General features: G+C 62.4%; 11 protein-coding genes. 6 read left to right on the top strand and 5 right to left on the bottom strand.

What is annotated here, in order from left to right:
* Positions 1 to 19: 19 nt before the first annotated feature.
* From ACYQ4T_RS02430 to ACYQ4T_RS02410, 5 genes are all read right to left on the bottom strand, one after another.
* Positions 20 to 730, bottom strand: a complete 711-nt coding sequence (locus ACYQ4T_RS02430) for an SDR family NAD(P)-dependent oxidoreductase (protein WP_459850518.1) — start codon at positions 728 to 730, stop codon at positions 20 to 22.
* A gap of 126 nt (positions 731 to 856) precedes the next feature.
* Positions 857 to 1,792, bottom strand: coding sequence for a LysR family transcriptional regulator (locus ACYQ4T_RS02425; protein ID WP_459850517.1), 936 nt, complete (start codon positions 1,790 to 1,792; stop codon positions 857 to 859).
* Positions 1,793 to 1,799: 7 nt separating this feature from the next.
* Positions 1,800 to 3,362, bottom strand: coding sequence for a trimethylamine methyltransferase family protein (locus ACYQ4T_RS02420; protein ID WP_459850515.1), 1,563 nt, complete (start codon positions 3,360 to 3,362; stop codon positions 1,800 to 1,802).
* Positions 3,363 to 3,424: 62 nt separating this feature from the next.
* The gene (locus tag ACYQ4T_RS02415) at positions 3,425 to 3,853 is read right to left on the bottom strand and encodes a bacteriohemerythrin (RefSeq protein ID WP_459850513.1); all 429 of its coding nucleotides are present in this window, start codon (positions 3,851 to 3,853) and stop codon (positions 3,425 to 3,427) included.
* 36 nt (positions 3,854 to 3,889) lie between these two features.
* Complete coding sequence (locus ACYQ4T_RS02410) at positions 3,890 to 4,957, bottom strand: 2OG-Fe(II) oxygenase (RefSeq protein WP_459850512.1); 1,068 nt, start codon at positions 4,955 to 4,957, stop codon at positions 3,890 to 3,892.
* Between the two features lie 181 nt (positions 4,958 to 5,138).
* On the opposite strand from ACYQ4T_RS02410, the gene ACYQ4T_RS02405 reads away from it, so the two are divergent.
* The 6 genes from ACYQ4T_RS02405 (at position 5,139) to ACYQ4T_RS02380 (ending at position 13,757) form a co-directional block, all read left to right on the top strand.
* Positions 5,139 to 6,443: a UDP-glucose dehydrogenase family protein gene (locus ACYQ4T_RS02405; RefSeq protein WP_459850511.1), complete on the top strand. Its 1,305-nt coding sequence runs from the start codon at positions 5,139 to 5,141 to the stop codon at positions 6,441 to 6,443.
* A complete protein-coding gene (gene galE, locus ACYQ4T_RS02400) occupies positions 6,440 to 7,429 on the top strand; it encodes a UDP-glucose 4-epimerase GalE (protein WP_459850509.1) in 990 nt (329 codons plus the stop codon). The genes ACYQ4T_RS02405 and galE overlap by 4 nt, the downstream gene beginning before the upstream one ends.
* A gap of 10 nt (positions 7,430 to 7,439) precedes the next feature.
* Positions 7,440 to 8,654 carry a Bcr/CflA family multidrug efflux MFS transporter gene (locus ACYQ4T_RS02395; RefSeq protein ID WP_459850507.1) on the top strand — a complete coding sequence of 405 codons (1,215 nt, stop codon included), beginning with the start codon at positions 7,440 to 7,442 and terminating at the stop codon, positions 8,652 to 8,654.
* A gap of 661 nt (positions 8,655 to 9,315) precedes the next feature.
* On the top strand, positions 9,316 to 9,501 hold the full coding sequence (locus ACYQ4T_RS02390) for a hypothetical protein (RefSeq protein WP_459850505.1): 186 nt from the start codon (positions 9,316 to 9,318) through the stop codon (positions 9,499 to 9,501).
* A 69-nt stretch (positions 9,502 to 9,570) separates the two neighbouring features.
* Complete coding sequence (locus ACYQ4T_RS02385) at positions 9,571 to 11,883, top strand: AAA family ATPase (RefSeq protein ID WP_459850504.1); 2,313 nt, start codon at positions 9,571 to 9,573, stop codon at positions 11,881 to 11,883.
* Positions 11,880 to 13,757: a UvrD-helicase domain-containing protein gene (locus ACYQ4T_RS02380; protein ID WP_459850502.1), complete on the top strand. Its 1,878-nt coding sequence runs from the start codon at positions 11,880 to 11,882 to the stop codon at positions 13,755 to 13,757. The genes ACYQ4T_RS02385 and ACYQ4T_RS02380 overlap by 4 nt, the downstream gene beginning before the upstream one ends.
* Positions 13,758 to 13,806: the final 49 nt, after the last annotated feature.

Below are 13,806 nucleotides of genomic sequence, written 5' to 3'. Positions count from 1 at the left end.
GCTCTCCTTTATCTCACGCTCAGTTGCCGGCGCTCTGGCCGCCATCGACATGCAGGATCTCGCCGGTGACGAAGGCGGCGGATTCCAGATAGAGGACCGCGTCGGTGATGTCCTTCACCTCGCCCATGTGCTTCATCGGATGCAGGTCGTCGAGGAAAGCGTGCGTCTCCGGCGCATGCATCGGGGTCTTGATGATCCCGGGCGAGACCGCGTTCACGCGCACGCCCTTGGTGGCGTATTCGATCGCCAAAGCCTTGGTCGCGGAGTTGATGCCGCCCTTGGTCAGGTTGGCGAGCGCTGTCGGCACCTTGGAAGATGCCTGATCGGTCAGGCTGGTGGTGATGCTGACGATATGGCCCGAACCCTGCTTCAGCATCTCAGTGGCGGCGCGCTGGGTGATGTGGAAAAAGCCGGCGACGTTGGTCGCGATTTTGGCGTTGAAGTCTTCCGCCGTGTATTCGGTGAACGGCTTGCCGATGAAGACGCCGGCATTGTTGACCAGGGTGTCGAGCCGGCCGAAGCGCGCGATGGCGGTATCGACGACTTCCTTGGCGGTCTTGGGATCGGCGATGTCGCCGGCGACCGCGACCACATCGTTGTCATTGGTCGGCTTGATCGAGCGCGAGGTCGCCACCACGCGATAGCCGCGGTCGCGATAGGCCTTCACCAGGCCGGCACCGATGCCCTGCGAAGCCCCGGTGATGATGGCCACCTTCTTCTCGTTGCTCATGGTTTCTCTCCTGGTTTGGGCGGGCTGCGGGATTGCGCCGGCCGATGGGGAGAGATTTGCGCATTCCGCCGCGCGGCAGAATTGGCGACCGGCGGCAGGCACTCTGCCGATAAACGGAATAATGGATCAGCGCTTCAGAGCCAGCGCTTCGGCGGAAAGCCGCGCAAATTCAGCCTTCAAGCGGGGTGCGGCGAAGTCGAGGAAGGCCCGGACCTTCGGCACCGACTGGCGGCCCTCCGGCATGACCAGGTGGACCGGCCGGGCCGGCGGCTCGGCGTTACGCAGGATCAGCTTCAACGAGCCGTCCTTGACCCGCTCGGCCACGTGGTAGGTCAGGAGCCGGGTGACGCCGACCCCGGCCACCGCCGCGCCCAGCGCGCCGCGCACGCTGTTGACGATCAGCCGCGGCTTGAAATGCACGGCACGCGGCACCGTGCTGCCCTTGGCCGGCGGGAACACCCAGCGGTCGCGGCCCTCGTCGCCGGTGGTGATGATGCGATGCTTGGCGAGATCGGCCGGCGCGTCGATGCGCGGATGCTGCGCGAGATAGCGTGGCGATGCGACCACCACCTGCTTCACGTCACCGCCGATCCGCACCGCCACCAGGCTGGAATCCGGCAGATCGAGGATGCGCAGCGCGATGTCTATCCCCTCCTCGACCAGATTGGCGGCGCGGTTCAGCAGCACCAGGTGGACTGAGAGCGCCGGATACGCCTCGAGGAAGGCATCGATCACCGGGCGCAGCACTTCCTCGCCGCCGATCGGCGGCGCGGTGATGGTGAGCGTGCCCGTCGGCGCCGCATGCTCGCCCGCCGCGGCGAGATCGGCGGTCTCGAGCTCGGTGAGCACGCGGCGGCAGGCTTCGGCATAGCCCTGGCCGATCTCGCTCAGTTTCAACGTCCGGGTCGTGCGGTGCAGCAGCTCGGCGCCGACGTGGTTCTCGAGATAGGCGATCGCGCGGCTGACCGCGGCCGGCGAGCGGCCGAGCCGCCGCCCCGCGCCGGCGAGGCTGCCCTCGTCCAACGCCGCGATGAACACTTTCATCGCCTCGATACGGTCCATCGAGAGGTCAGTGCCACATGTCGCCGACCGCGGCCTTCTTGCGGGCGATGAAGTCCTGCAGCGCCTCGTCCACCGCCGGGTCGATCGGCGGCGCCTCGTAGCTCCGTAGCATGGCCTTGCATTTCTCGCTCGCGCGCTGGGTCGCGGTCTTCTCGCCGGCGTCGCGCCATTGCTCGAAGGAATTGTTGTCGGCGATGGCGGAATCCCAGAACGCGGTCTCGTAGTTCTTCAAGGTGTGCTGGCAGCCGAAGAAATGCTTGCCCGGACCCACCTCACGGAAGGCGTCGAGCGCCAGCGCATTGTCATCGACCGGCAGTCCGCGGAGATAGGTATGCATGGCGGCGCAGAAATCGGCGTCCATCACGAACTTCTCATAGGACATGACCAGGCCGCCTTCGAGCCAGCCGGCGGAATGCAGGATGAAATGCGCGCCGCATTGGATCGCGGCCAGCATCGAGACCGCGCTCTCCTGCATCGCCTGGGCGTCCGCCGCCTTCGAGGCGGTGAAGGCCCCGGAGCAGCGCAGCGGCACGCCGAGCCGGCGCGTGAGCTGCCCGACCACCAGCGAGCCCAGGGCCGGCTCCGGGGTGCCGAAGGTGGGCGAGCCGGATTTCAGCGAGGTCGAGCTCAGGAAATTGCCGAGCACGACCGGGGCGCCCGGGCGCTCGAGCTGGGTCAGCGCCACGCCGACCATGGCCTCGGCCATTGATTGGGCGATGGCGCCGGCATTGGTCACCGGGCCCATGGCGCCCCCGAGGATGAAGGGCACCACCACCGCGCATTGGTTGGCGCGGGCATAGGCGCGCAAGGCCCTCGACATCGTGCCGTCATAGACCAGCGGGGAATTGGCGTTGATATTCCCCATGATGACGCAGTTCTTGTCGACGAAGTCGGTGCCGAAGGCGATGCGGGCGAGCTCGATCGAATCCTCGGCGCGCTCCTCCGCGGTGACGCCGCCCATGAAGGGCTTGTCGGAATATTTGAGATGGCTGTAGACCATGTCGAGATGCCGTTTGTTGACCGGCAGGTCGGTGGGCTCGCAGACCGTGCCGCCGGAATGGTGCAGCCAGGGCGACATATAGGCGAGCTTCACGAAGTTGCGGAAATCCTCGAGCGCGCCATAGCGCCGGCCGTTCTCGAGATCATGGACGAAGGGCGAGCCATAGGCCGGCGAGAAGACGAGATGCGTCTCGCCGATCTCGACCGAGCGCGCCGGGTTGCGCGCATGATGGGTGAAGCGCTTCGGCGCGGTGCGGGCGATGATGCCGCGCACCAGGCCGGGCTCGAAGCGCACCCGCTCGCCCTGCACGTCGGCGCCGGCATCGCGCCAGAGCTCCAGGCAACGGTCGTCACCGCGGAAGTCGATGCCGACTTCCTTCAGGATGGTGTCGATCCCGGCCTCGATCCGCAGCAGGCCTTCCTCGCCCAGCAGGTCGAAGGTCGGGATCTGCCGGTCGATGCCGGCGATGATCGGCTGCGCCCGCGCGCCGCCGCGCTGCGCCTGTCGCGATTGCCGTCCGCCGCGGCTGCGCCCCGGCGCCGGCGCCGGGGCGGTTTCCAAGTCGGCCATGATCCACTCCCTGTTCTCGTTGCCGGGAGTCTAGAGCGGCGGCGGGGCGCCGCCAATCCGCCTCAGCGGCCGGTCGCGTGTTGCAGGTGCGATTTGTAATCGAGGTCGTGCCGGAAAAGAATATCGATCAGGGTGCCGCGCACCGTCAGCGCCGCCCTGCGGTGCGCGTCGCTCGAGCCATCGACACCGGACAGGAATCCGACCAGCTCGTTGAAACGGCGCTCCAACTCGCGGTGCTGCGCCTTGTGCCGGTCGAGCCGTGGGAAATCGTGCTGATCGAGCAGCGCTTCCTCGGTGCGGAAATGCGCGTGGCAGCTCAGCGCCAACTCGCGCGCGACCGCCACGACCTCGGCCCAGGGACCGCTGCCCTGCATCCGCGCGATCAGGAGGTTGCATTGGTTGATCAGTCCGCGGTGCTGCGCGTCTAGCTCCGCAACGCCGGTCTCCAGCACGTCCATCCAGGTGATCGGCGATATGGTCTCGTCTGTCATCGCTCCGGCCCCCACCGGAAAACGGATAGCGGGCGTTCAGCTTCGCAGAAAATTCAGCAGGGTGAAACGCCGCCCTTTGGTGATCGGCAGGGCCTCGTGCAGCAGCGAGCAGGAGAACAGGATCGCGCCGCCCGCCGGCGGATCGTAGCGATGCGGGCCATATTCCGGAAAGGTGAGGCCGCCGCCCTCGTATTCTCCGGTGTTGAGGTTCAGCGTCAGCGCAAAGCGCCGGTCGGCGGTACCCGGCGTCTGGTTGTCGCGATGGCGGCGGAAGTAGTCGCCGCGCTCGGCATCGTAGCAGGTGACGACGAAGCGATCGAAGCGGAACCGGGTGAAGCCGAAGGCCTTGCTGAGCTCCGGGCTGATGCGCCGGCCGACCAGCGCATTCAGCTCCTGCAGCACGGTCTCGTCCATGATGCGGTGGTCGCGGCGCGACTTGATGTCCTTGTGGACCCGGCGCTTCTCCTCGCCCTTCACGATGGACGCGACCTCGCCTTCCTCGCTGCCGAGGGTCTCCCAGCGGTCGATCAGCGCGCGGCACTGCTCCGGCGTCAGCACGTCGGGCACGATGAGGACCGGCGCCACACCTTGGAGATATTGCCCGGCAGCGGGCGCCGGCGGCGTCGCGCGGGCGCGCGCGATCGCGGCGCCGACCAGGGCGGCGCCATCGAGATCGACCAGCGCGGCGGTGACGCGCTGGTTCGGATCGAGCAGCACCGCGAAGCTGCCGCGCGGGCCGAAGCCCAGCATCTTGCGCAAGGCCTCGCGGATCTTGCCGGCCGAATCGCCCAGCAGGGGAAAGCCGATGCCGAGCCCCTGGGCCCGCCGCGCGGCCGCCTCCGGCGCTTCGGCGACCAGAGCCAGACAATCGAAGCCGAGCTCAGTCAGGCCGGCCTGCGCCAAGGCCTTCAGCCCGGCATCGTCGCTGTCGCCGACGATCAGCATGCGGTTGCCCTTGGCGCGCTCGAGGAAGGCGCGCGCGGCGCCGCTCTGGTCGGGCAGCACGAAATTGGGGAAGCGATCGCCCGGGGCGAGCTCGACCGGCGGCAGGAAGCCCTTGGCGCGGTCGTAAGAATGCCCCGCTTCCCTCGCCAAATCGTTCATCTCGACCTCATCTTCACGCCGCGCCGGGGCCGGCCTGCAACTATAACCGATCCCCGGCGTTTGGAGCGGTCGGAACTTTGCTGCACCCGCGAAAAACGACGCTTGATCCGGGCGGCGGCCACCCGATAGCATGCGGCGCCTGCGCCCGCGATACCGCGGATTTTCGAAAGATCTCAATACTATGAAGATTGCCGTCATTGGTAGCGGATATGTCGGCCTGGTGTCCGGCGCCTGCCTTTCCGAGTTCGGCCACCAGGTGGTCTGCATCGACCTGGATGCCGGCAAGATCGCGCGGCTGAAGCAGGGCGAGATCCCGATCTACGAGCCCGGCCTCAACGACCTGGTGGAGCGCAACGCCGCGGCGAAACGGCTCAGCTTCTCCACCGAGATCGCCGCGATCGCCGGCGCCCAGGCGATCTTCATCGCGGTCGGCACGCCGAGCCGGCGCGGCGACGGCCATGCCGACATGACCTATGTCTACAGCGCGGCGAAGCAGATCGCCGAGCACCTCCAGGACTATGCGGTCATCGTCACCAAGTCGACGGTGCCGGTCGGCACCGGGCGGCAGGTCGAGAAGATCGTCCGCGAGACCAACCCGAAGGCCGAGTTCGACGTCGCCTCCAACCCGGAGTTCCTGCGCGAGGGCGCGGCGATCAACGACTTCATGCGGCCGGACCGCGTGGTGATCGGCACCGACGGCGAGCGCGCCAAGGAGATCATGCGGCAGATCTACCGCCCGCTGTTCCTGATCGACACGCCGATCGTCTTCACCCGGCTGGAGACGGCCGAGCTCATCAAATATTCCGCCAACGCCTTCCTGGCGATGAAGATCACCTTCATCAACCAGATCGCCGATCTCTGCGAGCAGGTCGGCGCCGACGTGCATGACGTCGCGCGCGGCATCGGGCTGGACGGCCGGATCGGCGGCAAGTTCCTGCATCCCTCGCCCGGCTTCGGCGGCTCCTGCTTCCCCAAGGACACCCGCGCCCTCATTCAGACCGCGCGCGAGGCCGGCGCCCCGCTCTCGCTGATCGAGGCGACGCTCGACTTCAACGAGGAACGCAAGACCCGGATGGCCGAGCGGATCGTCGCGGCGCTCGGCGAGAAGCCGGAAGGCAAGACCGTGGCGGTGCTCGGCCTCACCTTCAAGCCGAACACCGACGACATGCGCGAGGCGGCCAGCGTCACCATCCTGCCTTTGCTGCAGCAGCGCGGCATCCAGATCCGCGCCCATGATCCCGAGGGCATGGCGGAGGCGAAGAAGCAGCTGCCCGACCTCGACTACCGCAACGACCCCTATGAGGCGATCGACGGCGCCGACGCGCTGGTGATCCTGACCGAGTGGAACAGCTACCGCAGCCTCGACCTCGACCGGGTGAAGGCGCTCCTCAAAGCGCCGGTGTTCATCGACCTGCGCAACATCTACCGCCCGGCCGAGATGCAGGCCGCGGGCTTCCATTATTCCAGCCTCGGCAGGACCGCATGACGAAACCGGCCGTCCTGGTCACCGGCGGTGCCGGCTATGTCGGCAGCCATGTCTGCAAGGCGCTCGACCGCGCCGGCTTCCTGCCGGTCGCCTTCGACAACCTCGCGACCGGCCACCGCTGGGCGGTGAAATGGGGGCCGCTGGAGGAAGGCGACGTGCGCGACGGCTTCCGGGTCGAGACCGTGCTGCGGCGCTATCGCGCAACCGCGGTGCTGCATTTCGCGGCGCTGTCGCTGGTCGGCGCCTCGGCCAAGCAGCCCTTCGACTATTACGACGTCAACGTCAACGGCGCACTCTCGCTCAGCCATGCCATGCGGCAATGCGGCTTGCGCAAGCTGGTCTTCTCCTCGACCTGCGCGGTCTACGGCATGCCGGAGCGAATGCCGATCGAGGAGGACGCGTCGCGGCTGCCGGTCAACGTCTACGGCCGGACCAAGCTTGCGGCCGAGAACCTGTTCGCCGACCTCGCCGCTGCCGGCGAGATCGACGTCGTCATGCTGCGCTACTTCAACGCCTGCGGCGCCGACAAGGACGGCGAGGTCGGCGAGGCGCATGAGCCGGAATCGCACCTGATCCCGCTGGCGATCAAGGCGGCGCTCGGCGCAGGCGGGCCGCTCTCGCTGTTCGGCACCGACTATCCGACGCCGGACGGCACTTGCCTGCGCGACTATATCCATGTCGAGGACCTGGCCGCGGCGCATTTGAAAGCCCTGGCGCTGCTCGAGACCCGGTCCGGGGCGCATGCCTTCAATCTCGGCACGGGGATCGGCGTCTCGGTGCGCGAGGTGCTGGCCGCGGTCGGCAAGCTGGCGGGCAAGCCGGTGCCGGTCAAGGAAGAGCCCCGCCGCGAGGGCGACGCACCGCAGCTCTACGCCTCGCCGGCCAAGGCGGAACGCGAACTCGGCTGGCGCGCGGCCGAGACCAGCATCGAAAGTATGGTCGGGTCTGCAATAAACTGGCATCGGAAACCACTCCCGGCCGCCTAAGATCACCCGCATGTCCGATCCTGCCCAGAAAGCGCGGCTGCGCCACGCCGAGCTCGTCCTCATCCTTGCCGTGCTCAGTCTGATCGCCCCGCTGGCGATCGACATGTATCTGCCGGCCTTGCCCTTCATCGCCGCCAGCCTCGGCGCCACCGACGCGCAGGCGCAGCTGACGCTCCCCACCTACTTCGCCGGCTTTGCCATCGGCCAGGCCTTCTACGGCCCGATCGCCGACCGCTTCGGACGCAAGCCGCCGCTCTATTTCGGCCTGGCGATCTACATCGCCGCCTCGATCGGCTGCGCGCTGGCGCCCAACATCGAGACCCTGATCGCGCTGCGCTTCCTGCAATCGGCCGGCGGCTGCGCCGGCACGGTGGTGGCGCGCGCCATGGTGCGCGACCTCTTCTCCGGCGCCGATGCGATCCGGGTCTATTCCCGGGTGCTGCTGGTGTTCGGCGTCGGCCCGATCCTGGCGCCGATGATCGGCAGCGGCGTGCTGGTCTGGTTCGGCTGGCGCGAGATCTTCTGGCTGCTGACCGCGATCGGCATCCTTTCCATGGTCCTGATCTTCGTCCGCATGCCGGAATCGCTGAGACCTGAGCATGTGCGGCCGCTGCGTCTCGAATCCGTCATCGTCGGCTATTGGCGGCTGTTCACCCATCGCAACTTCGTCGGCTATGCGCTGACCGGCGGCACGATGATGGCGGGGACCTTCGCCTATATCGCCGGCCTGCCCTTCGTGATCGTCAATGTCTACGGCTATCCCGACTATTATTTCAGCGCGGTCTTCGGCATCAACGCGGTCGGCTTCATCGTCGCCTCCCAAATCAATGTCGTGGCGCAGCGGCGCAGCTCGCCGGAGCGCGTGCTGCTGACCGCCCTGCTGATCCAGATCGCCGCCGCCGCGGTCTTCGTGATCGACGTCCTCGCCGGGATCGGCGGGCTGTTCGGCATCCTGCTGCCGCTCTTCGTCTGGATCGCGACCATGGGCTTCGTGATCCCGAACACCACCGGCCTCGCCATGGGCCCCTTCGCCGCCAATGCGGGTGCGGCCTCGGCGATGCTGGGCGTGCTGCAATTCGTGCTGGCCGCCCTGAGCTCCGGCCTGCTCTCCTGGCTGACCAAGTTCGACGACACCGCCCTGCCGATGATCGGCGTGATGGCCGGCTTCAGCCTGCTTTCGCTGCTGATCAACCGCTTCGTGGTGAAGCGGGTGGAGAAGGCGTAACGCAGACGCCGGCCGCGGCGGCGCATCCCGGTCGACCCGGATGGGTTGGGCGTTCCGGCGGGCGGCAAACCGCGGCAAGCTGTTGACGATGCAGATGTTTCCCGCAAGCGGACGCGCCGCCGAATCTCAATTCTGTCCGGGTTGGGTCCGGGTTGCCGCGCGGCGCAGGGGTCGGCAGAAATTTTCTCCTGTCTGCGTCGGGTCTGTGTTGCAGCTGCAGCAATGCGCCGAGCCGGCGAAGGCGATCCCGCGTTTCGTACATGCACTGTCTATGCAGGTGAGAGCGGACGGCGCCGCCGAATCTCAATTCTGTCCGGGTTGGGTCCGGGTTGCCGCGCGGCGCGTGGGTCGGCGCAAATTTTCTCCTGTCTGCGTCGGGTCTGTGTTGCAGGTGCAGCAATGCGCCGAGCCGGCGAAGGCGATCCCTCGTTTCGTACATGCACTGTCTATGCAAAGTGAAAGTCGCGGGGCGCGCCGGTGCGATCGAAGCGCGGCCTCCTGGCGAAGGCGCCTCGTCCGACGGCGGCTTTCGAGGCTGGGTTCACGATCTCAAACAGCCTGCGGATTGTACCACAAGCGGCGTCGCTTGTCCGGTGCCGAAGTGCGCGGGTTCAGATTTGTCCTGGTAGCGAATTCGTCACTTGCCGCGGCGGATCTGCAGATGGACGCGGTCGCGGCGCTGCAGATGAGCGAGGATGCTGAAGAGGTTACTGGCAGTGGGATTGCCGCGCGGACCGAACATGCGCATCAGACTTTTCGGTGGCATCTTTGCGGCCTCGCCCAGCTTCTCGAAGCCGCCAGAACCACCCGTTATGATTTACCAGATGCCTATGTTATAAACCCATAAAGCATAATGCTATTGATACAGGCGCGCGTTGGGTTGTGGGAGCGCCCGTTTTGCTATCGGGGGATAGTCATGCACATAGATTTTGTCGAGATCGGAAACTTTAGAAAGCTCCTGGGCGTCCGCATTGGAATCGCAGAGAAACGAACGGTGTTCGTCGGCGCGAACAATAGCGGCAAGACTTCGGCGATGGTCGCCCTCAGATACTTCCTCCTGGAGGGTGAACGGCGAAATTTCTCTCTGACTGACTTCACTCTGTCGCATTGGCCTCAAATCGATGCCATGGGGAAATCCTGGGAGGCCTCCAAGACGGCGGCGGCGGAACTGCCTGCTCCAGACTGGTCCTCTGTGGTTCCGTTCGTTGACTTATGGCTCCAAGTCCCAAAGCCACAAGCGCATCTGGTTCAGAAAATTATCCCAACCTTGGAATGGGAAGGAGGCTTGCTGGGCGTCCGGCTGCGGTTTGAGCCGCGCGATGCGTTCGCTCTTCAGGCGGACTATCTCGCCGCGCGGGAACACGCACTGAAGACGCAGCTCAGCGACGAAGAAAAGGGAAAGGAAGGCACCGCAATTGACGCGATCCAACTCTGGCCACGAAGCCTAACGGAATACTTGTTAAGACGGTTGAATCGGACCTTCGAAGTCAAAGCGTATATCTTAGATCCTACGAAAGCAGTCGAACCAAGACACGGCATTGCGCAACCGCAAGCACTTTCTTCAGATGCGACGCCAATAGAAGGAGACCCCTTAAAGGGTCTAATCAAGATCAATGAAGTTGGCGCGCAACGCGGCTTTGGCCAGGCTGGAAACTCTAAGGACGATGACGACAATTATAACCTCGGCGCACCAGGTACGCGCAAGTTGTCTAATCAATTCCGCCAATACTGGAATCAGCATCTCGATCCATACGAAAACCCAGGGCCTCAAGACTTGCTCGCCCTCAAAGCAATCGAGAGCGCTCAACACGCCTTTGACGATCGATTGAAGGCAGGATTTCAGCCGTCTTTAGATGAGATGCAAGGGCTTGGATATCCCGGGGTGACTGATCCCCAGCTACAGATATCTACCCGCCTTAGACCGGTGGATGGTCTGAATCATGAAGCAGCAGTTCAGTACATGGTTCAGATGGAGGACGGCACAAACAAGATCAACTTGAGCCTTCCTGAAGACTCTAACGGGTTGGGTTATCAAAACCTGATCTCAATGGTGTTTCGTCTGATGAGCTTTCGCGATTCTTGGCTACGCCTCGGGAAAGCAACGCCGAAGGCGACCCCGGAGACGGAAGACCGACTTGCCCCCTTGCACCTCGTTCTCATTGAAGAACCAGAAGCGCATTTGCATACGCAAGTTCAACAAGTGTTCATTCGAAACGCCTTTGGCATACTTCGCAAGCGTCCCGAGCTGAAAGACAATCAAGAACTAACTACTCAGTTGTTGATTAGCACACACTCTAGTCATGTAGCGAATGAGTGTGAGTTTGACGAGCTCAGGTACTTCCGACGCCTTCCTTCAAAGCAGAAGAGCGTGCCAACTTCCTGCGTAGTAGATTTGAGTCGAGTCTTCGAACCAGCAGACAATACCAAGCGCTTCGTTGCGCGTTACTTGCGGGTTACGCATTGCGATCTATTATTCGCCGATGCGGCGGTTCTAGTCGAAGGCGTAGCGGAGGAAATACTCTGCCCTCATTTCATTGCGCATGATGAAGATCTGAAGGTTGTCGCGGATAGTTACGTCACATGGCTTCCTTTAGGCGGCAGCCACGCGCACCGTTTTCGCCTGCTCATTGAGAAGTTGGGGCTGACGACTCTTATAATCACTGATTTAGACGCTAAGACAGAAGGAGGCGACAAAGCGGTACCCCTTAGGGCTTCTAAACTGAAGTCCAGGAATGCAACGCTGGCGAAATGGTGGCCTGAGAAAGACGATCTCGACTTTCTTCTAGATATGAAGGCGGAGGACAAGGTTCGCCCATATGAAGAGCAAGGCTTCTCTATGCGCGTGGCTTACCAGTCTCCTATAACCGTTGAATTCAGGGGAGCTTCGGTGGAAGCGCTCTCAAATACCTTTGAGGATGCTTTAGTTCTTACGAACCTTGCTTACTTCGCAGCAAGTACGAAGGCGGGACCGTTCAAGCGTTTCAAAACGTCGATTACCGATAGCCCTGACATTGCCTCGTTAAGCACGGCACTCTTTAAGGACGTAGATTCAATCACCAAGGCAGAGTTCGCGCTCGATCTCTTAGAGATCGAAGATCCCAAAGCCATTAAGCCACCGGTTTACATCAAGGAGGCTTTGCTTTGGCTATCTGGGCAACTCAGAAAGCAGCATAAAGATCTCGGTGTTGCGACAACCAAGGAATCTGAAGCGAAGAAGGCAGCGGCATGATAACAGAAACCGCTAACAATAATTTCGCGACCGATGATCACGTCGACAAGGAAATCGCGGGCTACTTGGATCCGAAGAAACCTCGGAGCTTCTTTCTCTATGCTGGCGCTGGCTCTGGGAAGACAAAGACACTGGTTCAGGCCTTAAATCATGTTCGTGCTAACCAAGCCGACCACTTCCGACTGCGAGGGCAGCGTATCGGAGTAATTACGTACACGAACGCAGCCGCGGACGAGATTCAGCGCCGAATTGCTTCAAATCCGCTGTTTAATGTTTCTACAATTCATAGTTTCGCTTGGGAGCTTATCAACGGGCTTACTCATGACATTCGCGAAGCACTTCGGGAAATTCTTCGAGCCAGAATCGAGAAGCTGAATGAAGAGGAAAAAAAGGGCCGCGGGGGCAAAGCTTCTATAGCGCGTCAAGCCAAGATCGCTTCGTCCTCGAAGAGGCTCGCGCGCTTAAGCTCGATAAAGAAGTTTGCATACAGCCCAACCGGCGAGAACAGAGAGCCGAACTCGCTTAACCACCACGAGGTGATTTCGATCTGCGCAAACTTCATCAGCTCTAAACCGCTCATGCAGTCTATCTTGATCGGTCGCTTTCCTTTATTGCTGATCGACGAGAGCCAAGACACAAACAAAGACCTTGTTGACGCACTTCTAGCGACAGCGCGACTCCATGAGGGTCGATTTTGCTTGGGCCTAATCGGCGATGTGATGCAGCGCATCTACCAAGATGGAAAAGACAATATTGAGAAGGATATTCCTGACACCTGGGCTACGCCTATCAAGAAGCTAAATCATAGATGCCCAAATCGCGTCATTCAGCTCATCAATAAAATTAGATCGGACGCTGATGCTCGTGACCAGGCTCCACGTAGCGATGCTATCGATGGGACTGTACGGCTTTTTCTGCGCCCCAATAGCGCCGACCGTCAGGCGACGGAGGAGTCAGTTCGGGGATTAATGGCGGATATCACGAAGGACGAGGATTGGCGAACACGAGATCGGTGCAAAATTCTGACCCTAGAGCATCACATGGCTGCTAAACGCCTTGGTTTTGAAGCTGTCCTGACACCCTTAATGTTGGTCGACAGTTGGCGAACTGGTGTCATTGAAGGCACGTTACCCGCTGTAAGCTTTTTCTCTGAAGTCATTCTTCCACTCGTCGAGGCCGAACAGCATGACGACAAATTCGCAGTGGCTAGAATTGTGCTGAAGCGTAGTCCACTCGTATCTCCCGATGTTTTGAAAGCTACTCCCGAGGGAGAAGCGCTGAAGAAAGCGCGAGATGCCGTCGCGGCTCTGATGTTACTCTGGAATGACCGAGTTCCTTCATGCGGCGAGGTGCTTGATAGCATCTCTGCGACGGGCCTTTTCGAAATTCCAGACGTATGGCAGCCCCTTGTAGCCTTGAGATCCTCCTCTGTTTCGGAGCAGGCGGACGACGAAGTACATGATCCGTTACCAGAACGTCTGCGGGCTTTGGAAGGGCTGCTGGAGGCGCCGTTCGATCAAATTCCCATTTACAAGCACTACGTGAGCGGAGCGGCTTCCTTTGACACGCACCAAGGGGTCAAAGGACTCGAATTCGATAGGGTTCTTGTCGTCATCGACAAGGAAGAAGAGCGCGGCTTTATGTTTTCATACAATAAGTTGTTCGGGGTCGAACCACTCTCGGCGAGAGATACCGAGCTTGCGGGTGAGGGTAAAGACAACTCAATCGATCGGACGCGTAGATTGCTGTACGTAACTTGTAGCCGAGCAAAGAAGAGCCTAGCGCTGATTATGTACACCGATCAGCCACTGGCGGCAAAAATGCATGTCGTCAGTAAAGGCTGGTTCTCCGAACAGGAAGTCGATGGCGCCTAAAGCTGACTTAGCGCTCGCGCGCTGCGCACCTGCCGGTGCGCGCCCCCTC

The organism is Dongia sp. agr-C8 (assembly GCF_054658695.1).
Note: the sequence above shows the minus strand (reverse complement) of the source record. Positions and strands in the feature narration are given on the sequence as shown.

Excerpts from the sequence above, each read along its gene's own strand:
- ACYQ4T_RS02430 (WP_459850518.1), bottom strand. The coding sequence starts at position 730 with ATGAGCAACGAGAAGAAGGTGGCCATCATCACCGGGGCTTCGCAGGGC.
- ACYQ4T_RS02425 (WP_459850517.1), bottom strand. The coding sequence starts at position 1,792 with ATGGACCGTATCGAGGCGATGAAAGTGTTCATCGCGGCGTTGGACGAG.
- ACYQ4T_RS02420 (WP_459850515.1), bottom strand. The coding sequence starts at position 3,362 with ATGGCCGACTTGGAAACCGCCCCGGCGCCGGCGCCGGGGCGCAGCCGC.
- ACYQ4T_RS02415 (WP_459850513.1), bottom strand. The coding sequence starts at position 3,853 with ATGACAGACGAGACCATATCGCCGATCACCTGGATGGACGTGCTGGAG.
- ACYQ4T_RS02410 (WP_459850512.1), bottom strand. The coding sequence starts at position 4,957 with ATGAACGATTTGGCGAGGGAAGCGGGGCATTCTTACGACCGCGCCAAG.
- ACYQ4T_RS02405 (WP_459850511.1), top strand. The coding sequence starts at position 5,139 with ATGAAGATTGCCGTCATTGGTAGCGGATATGTCGGCCTGGTGTCCGGC.
- galE (WP_459850509.1), top strand. The coding sequence starts at position 6,440 with ATGACGAAACCGGCCGTCCTGGTCACCGGCGGTGCCGGCTATGTCGGC.
- ACYQ4T_RS02395 (WP_459850507.1), top strand. The coding sequence starts at position 7,440 with ATGTCCGATCCTGCCCAGAAAGCGCGGCTGCGCCACGCCGAGCTCGTC.
- ACYQ4T_RS02390 (WP_459850505.1), top strand. The coding sequence starts at position 9,316 with ATGGACGCGGTCGCGGCGCTGCAGATGAGCGAGGATGCTGAAGAGGTT.
- ACYQ4T_RS02385 (WP_459850504.1), top strand. The coding sequence starts at position 9,571 with ATGCACATAGATTTTGTCGAGATCGGAAACTTTAGAAAGCTCCTGGGC.
- ACYQ4T_RS02380 (WP_459850502.1), top strand. The coding sequence starts at position 11,880 with ATGATAACAGAAACCGCTAACAATAATTTCGCGACCGATGATCACGTC.